Origin of the sequence: Pandoraea aquatica (assembly GCF_902459565.1) — a bacterium.
GTDB lineage: Bacteria > Pseudomonadota > Gammaproteobacteria > Burkholderiales > Burkholderiaceae > Pandoraea > Pandoraea aquatica.
The window spans coordinates 18,673-32,962 of sequence record NZ_CABPSN010000008.1 but is presented as its reverse complement, the minus strand read 5'-3'; the positions used below and the strand labels follow the sequence as shown (position 1 = coordinate 32,962).

The window sequence follows — 14,290 nt, the reverse complement described above, 5'->3', positions numbered from 1 at the left end:
CGACGGTCCGTGGAGTTGTAAAGACGCGCGGATAGCGGCGTCTTACAGTCAGGGACAATCATACGGCAAACCTCACGAAAACTGCCACCTGTGCGGAATTTGAGCGTGGGGGTTGAGGTGGGCGAGAGAAAGTAAATTTTTTTGCGCGTAAGTGTTGACACTCCCGCGTCGCATCCGCATAATCTCACTTCTTCGCAGCGAGCAAGCAGTAAGCGAGCTGACGGGGCCCAGATGGCGGAATTGGTAGACGCACTAGTTTCAGGTACTAGCGGGTAACACCGTGGAGGTTCGAGTCCTCTTCTGGGCACCAAAAAAATACAAAAAAGCCGATGATCGAGAGATCATCGGCTTTTTTCATACTTGCCCAGAAAGCAATGTGCCAGTGCACATTGCGTGGGGACTCGAAAGGCATCGCTTGCAAGCGATGCCGGGGTCGCGGAACGTGACCGAGTCCTCTCGGCGCCGGGGGCGCCGTATGGGAATGGGCGGCACTGGTGGGGCAAAGCCGTATCGACGGTTTTAAAAACAGCGCACGCCCCACCGAAGCGAAGCCTTAACGACAGTTTTCTTCATCGGCCCGCTGCTTTTCCAAAGTTTCCATCAGCACCTCCCTAAGCCAGATCCCTAGCGGATTCCCTGCGCGTTTGCGATGCCATCCGACGGCGGTAGTAAACATCTCTGGCATCGAATCCAAGTCCAAGCGTGTCAACCGAAGCCCATCGGCAATAGCTGAGGGAACAAACGCGACCACGTCATTAAATTCCAGAAACGGCTTAAGCGAGGTATAGCAGGCGAGCGTCGCGACGGGAGGAACCAACGCATCATGTGTTGCAAGAAACGCCGAAATCGCATCCTGCGAATAACTGGCGCTGTCGGCGAAATCCACGCGAGGAAACTTCGCGACGTCGGCAACATGACGAAGCTCGCCAACGATCCTGGACCTCTCCCCCACCACACAGCAATACGTTTCTTCCGCGAGCGAATGTCGCGCGAGCGAGTCATCAAAAAACTTACCAAACCCGACGGCAATATCGGCATCTCCACGCTCAAGCTGTTCTGCGTGAGTCTCCCGATAAAAATCCATCACTTTCACCGAGACTCTTGGCGCCCTAGCCCGAATCTCCGCGACAAACCTCGGCAAGACCGAAAGCTGCGCGTATTCATTCGCAATGATCCCGACATTTCTCTCAAGCGTCGCGGGATCAAAATCTTCGAACACCACGTCATCCACATCCGAGAGAATCCGCTCGAACTTGCGCGCAATATCCAGCGCGAAATCGGTAGGTTCGATCCCACTGCTATGCCGGACGAATATCTCATGCGGCAGCGCCTCTCGAAGCCTTTTCAGATACCCGCTAATCGCCTGCTGCGACATCCCCATTTCAGCAGCGACACGGGAAGCACTCCGTTCGCGCACCAGTCGCAAGAAAACGCGCATATGTTTGAGGTCGATACTGTGCACAACGAGTCCTTGTAACGGATACAACCGGCGCTTGATTTACGCGGGTGTCTGCCATTTTTAACATGCCACCTCATCTTCAAGAAACGAGGTAAGCAGAAATGAAAACTGTCATCGTCATAGGCGCCAGCGGCAAGATCGGTCAGGCGGCGATGAAGGGACTTGGGAATCATCGGGTGATCACGGCCAGCCGTTCTGGCGAGGGTTGCGATTATCGCGTCGACACGACGGACAAAGCATCGTTGCGCGCCCTGTTCGAATCAGTGGGCAAATTCGACGCCGTGATCAGCGCTGCCGGCCATTGCGAATATGCACCGTTCGCGTCGATGACCGAGGAGCAATGGGACGCCACCATTCAAGGCAAGCTTGTCGGCCAGATGAACATCGTAAAAGTCGGCTTAGACCATATCGAGAACGGCGGTTCGTTCACCTTGATTTCAGGCATTTTGAACGTCAAGCCGATGCCGGAGGGAATTGCAGACGCCACGACGAGCGGCGCGATCGATACGTTCGTGAAGTGTGTCGCGTATGAATTACCGCGTGGCATTCGCATTAACGCTGTCAATCCGACGGTCATCGAAGAAGCCTGGTCGGTTTATGGCGAGATGATGCCGGGGTATCAGCCGGTGCCCGGCGCACTGGTTGGCAAGGCATTCGAGCGATGCGTCGACAGCTTCATCACCGGACAGGTCATTTTCGTGGACGCTTGATCCATCGTCCATTTCGCGATGAAAAACAAGGGCGATTCCCAGCGGATCGCCCTTTTTGCGTGCCTGAATCCCATTCATCGACGACGTACATGTCTACGGTGCCGCAGACCGAAACACCCGAGCCAATCCGTAGTGAGAATGTGTAGCGTTTCCGTCACGACGGCTATGGCGTCGTTCCACAGCATAGGGAAATCTGTAGAATTTACCTCATAAAAAATTGAATATTGTTCAACGGACACTTAATTCGTTGAGCTTGTCGGGTGTTTTTGGTTTTTGTTGCTTGATACTTGTTGGGAAATACATGCCTGCCTTCACTCGCGGCGAGCTTGCCGATTTGAACGTGTTTGTCACCATCTGCCGCCGGCAGAGTTTCCGGGAGGCCGCCACTGAATTGGGCGTGACGACCTCTGCCTTGAGCCATGCGATGCGCAATCTTGAGGCGCGTCTGGGCGTGAAGTTGCTCAATCGCACGAGTCGTTCCGTGTCGCCGACGGCGGCGGGATCGGCATTGGCGAAGGAATTGGAGCAGGGTCTTGAGCAGATTGCATCGGCGATCGGTGCCTTGGACCGATATCGTGCGTCGCCGGCGGGCCGGTTGCGTCTGAACGTGCCGCGCGATGCGGCGCGCTTGTTGCTGGACCCTATCCTGCCTCGCTTTGTGGCGTCTTATCCTGACATCGAGCTGGATGTCACGGTGGATGACCGGATGTTGGACATTGTGGCTGAGGGCTTTGACGCGGGGATGCGTTACGGCGACACGGTGCCTGGCGACATGATTGCGACGCCGCTGACGCCTGCGTTGAAGTGGATCGTGGTGGGTTCGCCGGCGTACATTGCGCGTCACGGCCGACCGAAGGTGCCGCAGGATTTGATGTCACACAATTGCATCCGGATGCGACTGGGCGATAACACGTTGTACAAGTGGGAGTTGGGCAATGGGTCTACGGCGGTGGAATTGGATGTGCCGGGGGCATTGAGCATCAACGAGAGCGACGGCGTGATTGCGGCGGCGGTGGGCGGTTTGGGCTTGGGCTATGTGTTGGAGCGCAACGTGGCGGCCGAGTTGGCGAATGGCACGTTGGAGGCGGTGTTGACGGAATGGGCGGTGGATGGGCCGCCGTTGTCGATGTATTACCCGAGTCGGCGTCAGACGTTGCCGGGTTTGCGGCACTTGATCGACATGATTCGTGCTGAGCATATGGGGCGGGCTGCGTGAGGTGTCATTGGGGGTGAGTTGGAGGTGTTTTGAGGGATACGTGAAAGTTTTTTGAATTTTTTGGTCCCTCAGTGTTGACAGCATGTAACACCCTCGGCATAATCTCACTTCTTCGCAGCGAGCAAGCAGTAAGCGAGCTGACGGGGCCCAGATGGCGGAATTGGTAGACGCACTAGTTTCAGGTACTAGCGGGTAACACCGTGGAGGTTCGAGTCCTCTTCTGGGCACCAAAAAAATACAAAAAAGCCGATGATCGAAAGATCATCGGCTTTTTTCATGCTTGCCCAGAAAGCAATGTGCCAGTGCACATTGCGTGGGGACTCGAAAGGCATCGCTTGCAAGCGATGCCGGGGTCGCGGAACGTGACCGAGTCCTCTCGGCGCCGGGGGCGCCGTACGGGAATCAGGCAGCACTGCCGATGCCAAGCCTTAACGCCGGTTTGTCTTTCCATCGCCGGACACCGCGCCCGCGTCCACCCCATTCCCATCCTCGGTAATAAGCATCCAACGAAAAAATAGTTGTGTGCGCGAATGTCGGTGGGGAGGATGGCTGTTTTGCCGTTGAGGGCATCACGGGGTGGAGCGGGTTATGTTGCGAGAGGTATTGGGAGCGAACGAGGCCGACCGCGTTGCTGACTGGTTACTGGCGGGGTTGGAATTAAAGAGTACGTTGTTCCATGTGGGTGAGTACTGTGGCGTGTATCAGGCGTCGACGGGTGGGCATCAGCGTGCGAGCTTCCATGTGGTGTTGGACGGCGGGTGTTACTTGCACGTGGGTGCAGACGGGGACCGCGAAGCCAGCACGACCGAATTACGCGCGGGCGATGCCGTCTTCTTGCTTTCGGACGTCCCGCATGCGCTGTCGCCATCCGCAACACCCCCAGCGGACCTAAGCGTCCGCACCGGCACGATGACGCCGCTACCGTCCGCCCCACACCCAAGCACCTCCCCCACCGCCCAGCCTTTCGTGGCCCTCGCCTGCGGTTTCTTCGAATTCCGCACCGATCTCGACACGTTGGTTCTGGGTTTGCTGCCGAACCCGATCGTTGCGCGTCGCGCGAGTGGTCGGTTGGACGGTATGACGCAGGTTTTCGCGCTAATCCAGGCCGAAGCGCGCCGCCCCGGCGAAACGCCGTCCCCGTTACTAGCCCGCCTCACCGACCTGCTTTTCTACTACGCATTACGCGAAGCGGTACATGCGGAAGACGTCGCCCCAGGGATGTGGCGTTTAATGCGCCGCGACGCTTTCGGCCGTCTTGCGGCGGCGATCATCGAGTCACCGGGCGAGCGTTGGACGACGGACAGCATGGCGGAATTCGTGAACATGTCCCGCGCGCGTTTTTGCAAGCAATTTACTGAAGTCGGCGGACAGCCGCCGGCACACTTCGTGACGCTGGTCCGGATGAAAACGGCAGCGGCGCTTCTGCGAGCGGGCGTGTCACTGCCTGACGCAGCCGAGCAAGTCGGCTACCAGTCCGAATCGGCCTTTGCACAGGCCTTCAAACGTGTGACTGGAATCCAGCCCGGCGCGTGGCGACGTCAAGCGGTCAACGCGAGCGCTCAACCTGCCGCCACCGCGTCCGTTGCCTACCCGCTGCACTGACGTTCCCATCGGAAAAGTCTCTCTCTCGATGAGACGAATCCGCAGAATTTCCAGACGGGCGCGCATTGAGCACTTGGCCGGGCTTGCGCACAATGGAGGCTCGACTGTAAGGAGCCCGATATGAGCCGACTGCCATTGCACACTGTTGAGACCGCCCCGGAGGCGAGCCGTCCGTTTTTGGAGAAGTCGCTCGCGGCGAACGGTTTCCTGCCAAATCTTGTCGCGTCGCTGGCGAATGCACCGACGGCGCTCGAAACGTATCTGACGGTGGGCGCGATCAACGGTCGCGCGAGCCTGACGCTGGCCGAGCGCGAGGTCGTGCAGATCACGGCGGCTGGTATTCACGGCTGCGGCTTTTGCGTTGCCGGCCATACCGCGGTGGCGCTGAAGAAGGCACAACTTCCAGAAGCCCTCGTGAATGAAATCCGCGATCAGGTCAAACTCTCCGATGCCCGCCTCGACGCCGTCGCTAATTTCACGCGCGCCGTGATCGCAACGCGCGGCGCGGTGTCGGACGCCGAATTCACCGCTTTCAAATCAGCAAGTTTCGACGATGCCGCCGCCCTCGAAGTGGTGCTTGGCGTATCGCTCGCTACGCTGTGCAACTTCGCGAACAATCTTTCGCAAAACGAACTGAACCCGCAACTGGCGGCTTATCGCTGGGAGCCGAAGGTGCAAGCGGCATGAGCACCACCGCCAGCCAGCCGAGTCTCGCCACGCGCGCACCGGCACTCGCCGCTTGGCTCGACGCACACGCGGAGACGCTCGACACGGACGCCACGCTTTGCGCCGAGGTCGTACCGCAGCTCGCCAGCGCCGGATTGCTGCGCGTTGGCGTGCCGGTTGCGCTGGGCGGTTCCGGCGGCACGATCGGCGATGCGATCGACAGCGTCGCTGACGTTGCCGGACATTCGTTCGCGGCGGCCTTCGTCCTCTGGGGACAACGCACGTTCATCGAGTACCTGCTGCAAAGCCCGAATCAGGCCTTGCGCGACCGTCTGCTGCCTGCTTTGCTCTGCGGAGAACTGGCGGGTGCGACCGGCTTGTCGAACGCGATGAAATACCTGTCGGCCATCGAGCCACTGCAAATCCGGGCGACAGACGTACCCACCGCATCCTCGTCCGGCGCGGGCGGCGGCACATCGTCGTGGCGCGTAAACGGCGGGTTGCCGTGGATCACGAACCTGCGCAAACAGGGCTTCGTTGCTGCGGCCGCCGTCGACCACGAAGCGGGCGGCCCGCCCTCGATCTTCGCCATCGCACACAACGCGCCGGGGGTGCATCGCAGCGACGATCTGGACCTGATCGGCCTGCGCGGCACCAACACCGCCGCGCTTCAGATGACCGACACGCCGCTGAGCGACGACGACCGTATTACGGACAACGCGCCGGCGTGGCTCGTGCGCGTGCGCCCGGCCTTCCTGGGGCTGCAATGCGGCATGTCGCTAGGTCTTGCGCGGCGTAGCCTTGACGCCACCAACGAAGGCGGCCCGGCAGCCCGTGCCGCTGTGGCGGACGACGTGGCCGCGCTGACCGACCATCTGGCGTCCCTCACAACGCGTCTGAAATCCGGCGTCTTGCAAGGCGAGTTTGTCGACACGCCGGCAAGCCTGTTCAAACTGCGCATCTCACTCGCAGAACTCGTTCACGACGCCGCCACGCTGGAAGTGCAGACTGGGGGCGGACGCGGTTATCTGCGTGGACTCTCGGGCGTTGCCCGACGTCAGCGCGAGGCCGCTTTTGTGCCCATCGTGACGCCGAGTCTGGTTCAATTGAAGAACCAACTGGCGGCGCAACGCGCACAGCAACTCAAGACCGGAACGGTTACATGACCCAACCCACGGCGACGCAACGCGCGCACGAATCCACGCCCGAGCACGCCCATTTCGCCGCAGCGCGCGAGGATACCTCGCGCGCATCGCCATTTCTGACGCTTCGCAATATCGGCCTGTCTTACGGCGAACGGGCAATCCTTCGCGGCGTCGACCTCTCGGTCGCGCCGGGAGAACTCGTCTCCGTGCTCGGCCCGAGCGGCTCAGGCAAATCCACGTTGTTGCGCATTGCCGCCGGTTTGCTTGCACCGAGCGACGGCACCGTCGATGTGGATGGCACACCGCTCACGGGTCCGCGTCCCGACGTGGCCCTCGCCTTTCAGGACCCCTGCCTGCTGCCCTGGCTGTCGGTGGAGCGCAACGTGGCGTTCGGCCTGACGTTCGCGCGTCAGCCAGCACTCTCGCGTGAGACGCGGCGCACGCGCATCGACGCCGCGCTGACCGAGGTCGGCTTGTCCCATGCCCATCATCTGCATCCTCGCCAGCTTTCAGGGGGCATGGCGCAGCGGGTGGCACTCGCGCGTTGTCTGGCGCGTCAGCCGCGCGCGTTGCTCCTTGATGAACCGTTTGGCGCACTTGACGAAGTCACACGCGCCGACATGCAGCGTCTGCTGGTGACGGTTGTGCGTGACACGGGGGCGGCGACGGTCCTCGTCACACACGATATCGACGAGGCGCTGCTTGTCTCGGACCGGATCGTGCTGCTCGGCAATCAGGGCCGCACGCTCGCGCAATGGCAGATCGACGTGCCCTCGCCGCGCGACGCCCAGGTACAGGCGCTCGGCGCGTTGCGCATCGAAATTCTGCAAGCCCTGCAACTCGCGATGTCCCGCGACACGACATCCGCGCAAGCTGCACTTCACACAACGTCTCACACCACACGTTAAGCACCCACCTTCGGGGATTCTCAGACCATGTGCCAAATTTCCCGCCGCGAATGGCTCAAACTCGCTTCGATGATGACCGTCGCCGGGGCAGCTCCGCTGCTCGCCTCGGCAGCCGCACGTGCTGCTGCGGAGCCGGACGCGCCGTTGCGCATCGGCTATCTGCCGATTACCGACGCCACGCCGCTGCTCGTCGCGCACAACAACGGCTACTTCGAACAAGCCGGCATCAAGGCGGAGAAGCCGACGTTGTTGCGCAGCTGGGCACAACTGATCGAAGCGTTTCTGTCAGGACAGGTCAACGTCGTTCACCTGCTCTCGCCGATGACCGTCTGGGCACGATACGGCAGTCAGGCACAGGCCAAGGTCGTGGCATGGAATCACGTCAACGGCAGCGCCATCACGGTGGCCAACGACATCAATAAGATTGGCGACCTCGGCGGCAAGACCTTTGCGGTGCCGTTCTGGTATTCGATCCATAACGTGGTGCTGCAAGGCCTGCTCGCCGCAAACGGCCTGACGCCAGTACTCAAGAAAAGTGGCGCGCCGGCTGCCAACGAAGTCAATCTGATCGTGATGGCACCGTCGGACATGCCGCCGGCGCTCGCTGCGAAGCAGATTGCAGGCTATATCGTGGCCGAACCGTTCAATGCGGCGGCCGAGAATCTCAAGGTCGGCAAGGTGCTGCGATTTACCGGCGACGTCTGGAAGAACCATGCGTGCTGTGTCGTGACGATGCACGAGCGAGATCTGACATCGCGTCCGGAATGGTCGCAGAAGGTCGTCGATGCCATCGTCAAGGCACAGGCCTGGACGCGCGAGCACCCCGCAGATGCAGCCCGCCTGCTGTCCAAGGAAGGACAGAACCGCTACACGCCGCACCCGTTCCAGGTGTTACAGCGCGTGCTGGCACCGGACGCCTCCGAACAGGGTCGCTATCTCGCCGACAAGGCCATCGTGCATGCCGACTGGCACGAAAAGCGTATCGACTTCCAGCCCTATCCCTATCCGAGCTACACGGAGGCGCTGGTGCGTCACATGCAGAAGACGCAGGTCGAAGGGAATGCGCAGTTCCTCGCAAAGCTCGACCCGTCGTTTGTCGCACGCGATCTCGTCGACGACCGCTTCGTGAAGAAGAGCATTGCCGCCGCCGGTGGCATGAAGGCCTTCGGTCTGCCGGACGGCTTTACCCGCCAGGAGGTGATCGTTGTCTGATCTCGCGTCTAGCCGCGCGCCGCAACCGGTCGGTTCGGTGGATGCTGCCTCCGACACGGCAAACGCCTCCGCATCGAACTCAAGCGCGGTGAGCGCTCGCCCTTCGCGCCATGCATGGCTCGGCCTCGCCGGGCTTGCGGGCATCGTGGCGATCTGGTGGCTGGGCATTGCGTTATTCACGACACCCGGCTCTCTCGCTTCGCAGTTCTCGCCGGCAGCGGCACTGAACGCGCTGCCCGATCTGATCCGCGACGAGCAGCTTGGCCTTCACATCCTCGCCAGCTTGCGACGTATTGCGGTTGGGCTAGCATGGGCTGTGGTGTTGGGCGTGCCACTGGGCTTTCTGATCGGGCGCGTCCGATGGCTGGACAAGGCGCTTACGCCATCGTTGCAGTTCCTGCGCATGGTGTCGCCGCTGTCGTGGATGCCGATTGCCGTCATGTCGCTCGGCGTGGGCGACCCTGCCGTGTATTTTCTGCTCGCCTTCGCTGCCCTTTGGCCGCTGGTGATGAGCACGGCCGCAGGTGTGACGCATATCGATCGACGCTGGGTGCAACTGGGCGAGAGTCTGGCGGCGACCCGCTGGGAAATGCTCTGGCACGTCTATGTGCCGGGCATCGCAGCGCATGTGCTCACGGGCGTGCGGCTGGCCATTGGCATCTTGTGGATCGTGCTGGTGCCGGCGGAGATGTTGGGCGTGAATGCGGGTCTGGGGTATCTCATCCTCGATACGCGCGACCGCTTGGCATACTCGGAACTGACCGCTGTGATTCTGGTAATCGGCGTGCTTGGCTTCGGGCTCGACTGGGCGGCACGCTTTATCTACCGGCGTTTCAGCGGCGCGATGCAGGACGAGTAAGCACGAGCGGGCTTAAGAGGCGTATCGGGCGTATCGGGCCGGGCATATCGGGCATATCGGGCATATGCGTGGGCAGGCCGTTACAATAGCGGCCTGAATCCAGATGCCTGACGGAGACGCATCATCGAGCTAGATCGTTTACTGCAATCGCAGGGCTTCGGCAGTCGTAAGATGTGCCGCAAGCTCATTCAATCCGGTGCTTTCGCCATCGACGGCATTGTGCACGATAACTTCCGGGAGTCGGTGGACCCGAAGGGCCTTCAGTTCACGCTGGACGGCGAGTCCTGGGACTACCGCGAGCACGTCTACATTCTGCTCAACAAACCTGAAGGCTTTGAGTGCTCCACGAGCCCGACGCATCATGAAGGCGTGCATTCGCTGTTGCCGCTCCCGCTCGCCGTACGTGGCGTGCAACCGGCCGGCCGTCTCGATCAGGACACCACCGGCATGCTGCTGCTCTCTGACGACGGCCCCTTCCTGCACGCCATGATGTCACCACGCCGCCACGTGCCCAAGCGGTACGTCGCGACGACCAAGCATCCCGTGACGCAAGAGATGTTGCAGGCACTGCGCGAAGGCGTGCTGTTGCGCGACGAGACCGAGCCGCTCGCGGCAACGGATGTCATGAGCCCGTCCACCCACGAAATCGCACTCACGATCACGCAGGGGAAATACCATCAGGTCAAGCGAATGGTGGCCGCCGCAGGCAATCGGGTGGAAGGTCTGGTGAGAACAGCCATTGGCGGCTTGCCGATGGGCAATCTCGAACTCGGCGAATGGCGCTATCTGGCGCCGGACGAGTTGCTGTCGTTGCCGTACGAAATTCCGCTGTCCGCCAAGTAATCGAATTCGGGGGATACGAACCATCACCCGACACGTTCAAGCACCAAAAACGAAACGCCCAACACAGGTATTCATGCCTGCGTTGGGCGTTTCCGTTTGGGTTCGCCAATATGGGCTCACCGATACGGGTTAGCCGATATTTGGTAGATCGCCTCAGCTCTGCTTACCTTCCAGCAAGAACTGCGCCCCCTTGTCCTGACCGAGCGCCTTGACGAGATACGGCATCGTCGTCTTGAGCGTGTCCTGTAGCATGTACGGCGGGTTCACGATGAACATGCCGCTGCCGTGCAGGCCCATGCCACCCGGTACCGGATTGCAGACCGTCAGCGCAACGTGCAGCCAGTTCTTGATCGGCTTCTCGTCGATCGTCAGCCGCTTCATGCGCTCCGGCAATTGCGCCGCTTCGCGACGCTGCACGAGCGGATACCAAACGGCGTACATGCCGGTCGGGAAGCGATCGAGACCTTCCTGCACTGTCTGCGTGGTGCGCGTGTAATCGCGCTTGTCCTCGTAGGACGGATCGATGAGCGTGAACCCCCGGCGCGGTGCCGGCGGCAAAATCGTCTTGAGGCCCGCAAAACCGTCGGCCCCGAAAATCATCGTGCGACGTGCGACCGCACGCCCCTGCGCTTCGAAGTTCTCGCGCAGCACTTCCTGTTCGGTCGGATGCGCCTCGAACAAACGCAAACGGTCGCGGTCGCCCAACAGTTGCAGCGCAAAATACGGCGAGCCGGGGTAGTAGCTCAGCTTGCCGTCCGGATTGAACTCACGGACCAGCGCAACGTAGTCCGCCAGCGCCGGCGGCAGATCGTTACGCGTCCAAAGACGGCCGATGCCCGTCTCGTACTCGCCCGTCTTGTCGGCCCACTTGCCGTCGAGCGCATAGCCGCCCGCGCCGGCATGCGTGTCGATATACCAGAACGCCGTGTCTTTCTGGCGCATGTAATCGATGCATTCAACGGCGATGAAGTGTTTCAGTACGTCGGCATGGTTGCCGGCGTGGAAGGCGTGGCGGTAGCTAAACATTAGGCAGATCCTGATTCGTCAGGCGCGATTGTAGCCGACGACGCGCCTGCCCGGCGTTTCCGGGCCGATGCGCCGCTGTTTTTGGCCTCGTTGGCCGCAAGCGTCTTCACCGCTTTATGGCGCGGGCACGCGACCAGATGGTCGTTCACCATTCCGGCGGCCTGCATGAACGAATAGCAGATGGTGGAGCCCACGAACGTGAATCCCGCCTTCTTCAACGCACGACTCATGGCGTCCGACACGGCAGACGTTGCCGGGACTTCGCTCAGGGATGTCCAGCGATTCTGCACCGTCTCACCGCCCACGAACTGCCAGACGAAGTCGCTGAAGCGCGTCCCCGATGCCTCCATCGCCAGATACGCTTTGGCCCCTTTGATGACGCCATTGACCTTCAGGCGATTGCGCACGATGCCGGGATCGGCCATCAGCCGCGCTTCGTCCTCCGGTCCGTACTTCGCAATGCGCGCCGGGTCGAAATTGTCGAAGGCCTTACGGTAGGTATCGCGCTTCTTGAGAATCGTGGACCACGACAATCCGGCCTGCGCCCCTTCGAGCATCAGCAATTCGAACAACTCGCGGGAGTCGCGCAACGGCACGCCCCACTCCTGATCGTGATACTGACGATATTGTTCGAAGCCTTCACTCCACGGACAGCGTTCCATTTGCCCCTCGATAGTTGTGCTCGCGCCCCGATGCAACCGGGGCTTGCGGACGAATGGGGCAAGTGTGCCAGCAATTACCGAAGAAGCGAACCCGCAAGCGCGTAACCCGCAGGAAATTGGGTCGCCGGGCAATGCCGATGCGGAATATTCCGAGCTTCCGGCATCTGCACTGCCCGGGCGTTACAGCATCAGTTGTCCGCCGTTGACTTCGATGATCTGCCCGGTCACATAGCTCGCCAGCGTCTCCGAAGCGAGGTAGAGGAACGCTCCCGAGCACTCGTCGGGCTCGCCAAGGCGTCCCATCGGAATGCTCTGACGGAAAGCGTCGATCTGCGCCTGCGTGCTGAATTGTTCGTGGAACGGCGTCATGATCACGCCCGGCGAGACGGCATTCACACGAATACGGTCAGGCATCAACTCTTTAGCCATGCCCCGCGTGAGCGTGCTCACGAAGCCTTTCGCCGCTGCATAGATCAGCGCACCGGGGCCGCCGCCGTGACGCGCCGCAATCGACGTCACGTTGACGATCGCGCCACCGCCCTGCTTGCGCATCGCAGGCACGACAGCGCGCGAGAACGCGACAACCGAGCGTGCATTGACGTTGAGGACGTCATCGAAATAGGCATCCGTCACTTCAGTGAACGGGGTGCGCTTGACGAGACTGCCCGCGTTGTTGATCAGCACGTCGATACGGCCAAAGCCGTCGAGCACGTGTGCCACGGCGGCATCGATTGCGCCGGTGTCCTGCACGTCGGCCGCAACCGTCATGGCCTTCACACCATGCGCACGGACCGCTTCTGCCACCGCTTCCGCCTTGTCGGCCGAGCGGTTGTAATGCACTGCCACGTTCGCGCCCTGCGCGGCAAATGCCGTTGCCGCAGCCGCACCGATGCCGGTGCTCGCGCCCGTGATCAGTACGAACTTGCCTCTCAAATCTTGCATGATGAATCGCTCCGAAGAATGTGCTCGATGGGCTTGGCATGAGATTGCGAGGCAGCGCGACATAAGCGCCTGACGTCTTTCGCAATGTCATGGGGCGGCAGATCGCACCGCCGCCCGTGCCCATCAACGTACAGGATGGATGTGAAAAGATTCGGGCACGCGCTCAGTCGAGCAGTCCCGCGTCGTACGCGTGCACTTTCTGCGTCTGCTCGCCCAGACCGTCGATGCCCAGTCGCATGACGTCGCCCGGCTTCAGAAAGACCGGCGGCTTCTGACCGAGGCCCACGCCCGGCGGCGTGCCCGTCGTCACCAGATCGCCCGGTTTGAGCGTGGTGAACTGGCTGAGGTAATGCACCAGATAGGCCACGCTGAAAATCATGGTCGACGTATTGCCCGTCTGACGGCGAACACCGTTGAGGTCGAGCCACAGGCCGAGTTGCTGCGGATCGCGGATTTCGTCGGTCGTCACGAGCCACGGGCCGACCGGACCGAACGTGTCGAAGCCCTTGCCCTTGTCCCACGTGCCGCCGCGCTCGATCTGATACTCGCGCTCGGAGACATCGTTGACCACGCAATACCCGGCGACGTAATCGAGCGCCCGCTCTAGCGGCACGTAACGCGCCGTCGTGCCGATCACGAAGCCCAGTTCGACTTCCCAATCACCCTTGACCGAGTCCTTGGGCAGTACCACCGGGTCGTTCGGTCCCGTCAGGCAGTTGTCCCACTTGGTGAAGAGCACCGGCTCCGACGGCACGGCCAACCCCGACTCCGCCGCGTGATCGCTGTAGTTCAGGCCCACGGCGAGAAACTTGCCCAGCCCCGAGAACGGCACACCGAGCCGACCCGGCGACGCCACCACCGGCAAAGCCTTCATATCGAGTGCGCGCAGCGCCGCCAGCCCCTGCGGGCTGAGCGTCTGCGGCGTAATGTCGGCCATCACGCCGGAGAGATCACGCACTTGGCCATCCGTATCGAGCAGGCCCGGCTTTTCCTGGCCCTTCGGGCCGTAACGCAGCAGTTTCAAAGCAAATCTCCTTGCG

Annotated in this window: 14 protein-coding genes and 2 tRNA genes; 11 read left to right on the top strand and 5 right to left on the bottom strand. The window is 61.3% G+C overall.

Going from position 1 to position 14,290, the window contains the following annotated elements; genetic code table 11:
• Nucleotides 1-225 precede the first annotated feature (225 nt).
• Nucleotides 226-310 (top strand) — tRNA-Leu (locus PAQ31011_RS21640).
• 243 nt (nt 311-553) lie between these two features.
• Here PAQ31011_RS21640 and PAQ31011_RS21635 read toward each other — a convergent pair.
• A complete protein-coding gene (locus PAQ31011_RS21635) occupies nt 554-1,462 on the bottom strand; it encodes a LysR family transcriptional regulator (RefSeq protein ID WP_150577774.1) in 909 nt (302 codons plus the stop codon).
• Between the two features lie 98 nt (nt 1,463-1,560).
• On the opposite strand from PAQ31011_RS21635, the gene PAQ31011_RS21630 reads away from it, so the two are divergent.
• The 10 genes from PAQ31011_RS21630 (at nt 1,561) to PAQ31011_RS21585 (ending at nt 10,620) form a co-directional block, all read left to right on the top strand.
• On the top strand, nt 1,561-2,169 hold the full coding sequence (locus tag PAQ31011_RS21630) for a short chain dehydrogenase (protein ID WP_150577773.1): 609 nt from the start codon (nt 1,561-1,563) through the stop codon (nt 2,167-2,169).
• 301 nt (nt 2,170-2,470) lie between these two features.
• Complete coding sequence (locus PAQ31011_RS21625; RefSeq protein ID WP_150577920.1) at nt 2,471-3,385, top strand: LysR family transcriptional regulator; 915 nt, start codon at nt 2,471-2,473, stop codon at nt 3,383-3,385.
• A 145-nt stretch (nt 3,386-3,530) separates the two neighbouring features.
• Nucleotides 3,531-3,615, top strand: a tRNA-Leu gene (locus tag PAQ31011_RS21620).
• Nucleotides 3,616-3,973: 358 nt separating this feature from the next.
• Nucleotides 3,974-4,987, top strand: coding sequence for an AraC family transcriptional regulator (locus PAQ31011_RS21615; RefSeq protein WP_150577772.1), 1,014 nt, complete (start codon nt 3,974-3,976; stop codon nt 4,985-4,987).
• A 120-nt stretch (nt 4,988-5,107) separates the two neighbouring features.
• Complete coding sequence (locus PAQ31011_RS21610) at nt 5,108-5,674, top strand: carboxymuconolactone decarboxylase family protein (protein WP_150577771.1); 567 nt, start codon at nt 5,108-5,110, stop codon at nt 5,672-5,674.
• Nucleotides 5,671-6,819: an acyl-CoA dehydrogenase family protein gene (locus tag PAQ31011_RS21605; RefSeq protein WP_150577770.1), complete on the top strand. Its 1,149-nt coding sequence runs from the start codon at nt 5,671-5,673 to the stop codon at nt 6,817-6,819. Before PAQ31011_RS21610 ends, PAQ31011_RS21605 begins: the two co-directional genes overlap by 4 nt.
• A complete protein-coding gene (locus tag PAQ31011_RS21600) occupies nt 6,816-7,706 on the top strand; it encodes an ABC transporter ATP-binding protein (RefSeq protein ID WP_150577769.1) in 891 nt (296 codons plus the stop codon). The genes PAQ31011_RS21605 and PAQ31011_RS21600 overlap by 4 nt, the downstream gene beginning before the upstream one ends.
• Nucleotides 7,707-7,733: 27 nt before the next feature.
• The gene (locus PAQ31011_RS21595) at nt 7,734-8,918 is read left to right on the top strand and encodes an ABC transporter substrate-binding protein (RefSeq protein WP_150577768.1); all 1,185 of its coding nucleotides are present in this window, start codon (nt 7,734-7,736) and stop codon (nt 8,916-8,918) included.
• Nucleotides 8,911-9,777: an ABC transporter permease gene (locus tag PAQ31011_RS21590; protein ID WP_425495128.1), complete on the top strand. Its 867-nt coding sequence runs from the start codon at nt 8,911-8,913 to the stop codon at nt 9,775-9,777. Before PAQ31011_RS21595 ends, PAQ31011_RS21590 begins: the two co-directional genes overlap by 8 nt.
• 171 nt (nt 9,778-9,948) lie before the next feature.
• On the top strand, nt 9,949-10,620 hold the full coding sequence (locus PAQ31011_RS21585; protein WP_150577767.1) for a pseudouridine synthase: 672 nt from the start codon (nt 9,949-9,951) through the stop codon (nt 10,618-10,620).
• A gap of 153 nt (nt 10,621-10,773) precedes the next feature.
• On the opposite strand, the gene PAQ31011_RS21580 is transcribed toward PAQ31011_RS21585, so the two are convergent.
• The 4 genes from PAQ31011_RS21580 to PAQ31011_RS21565 form a co-directional block, all read right to left on the bottom strand.
• Nucleotides 10,774-11,646: a 23S rRNA (adenine(2030)-N(6))-methyltransferase RlmJ gene (locus tag PAQ31011_RS21580; protein ID WP_150577766.1), complete on the bottom strand. Its 873-nt coding sequence runs from the start codon at nt 11,644-11,646 to the stop codon at nt 10,774-10,776.
• Entirely contained in the window at nt 11,646-12,308 is a 663-nt protein-coding gene (locus PAQ31011_RS21575; RefSeq protein WP_150577765.1) for a DNA-3-methyladenine glycosylase I, read from the bottom strand. The genes PAQ31011_RS21580 and PAQ31011_RS21575 overlap by 1 nt, the downstream gene beginning before the upstream one ends.
• 180 nt (nt 12,309-12,488) lie before the next feature.
• On the bottom strand, nt 12,489-13,250 hold the full coding sequence (locus PAQ31011_RS21570) for an SDR family NAD(P)-dependent oxidoreductase (RefSeq protein WP_150577764.1): 762 nt from the start codon (nt 13,248-13,250) through the stop codon (nt 12,489-12,491).
• A gap of 163 nt (nt 13,251-13,413) precedes the next feature.
• Nucleotides 13,414-14,274, bottom strand: a complete 861-nt coding sequence (locus PAQ31011_RS21565; protein ID WP_150577763.1) for a fumarylacetoacetate hydrolase family protein — start codon at nt 14,272-14,274, stop codon at nt 13,414-13,416.
• Nucleotides 14,275-14,290: the final 16 nt, after the last annotated feature.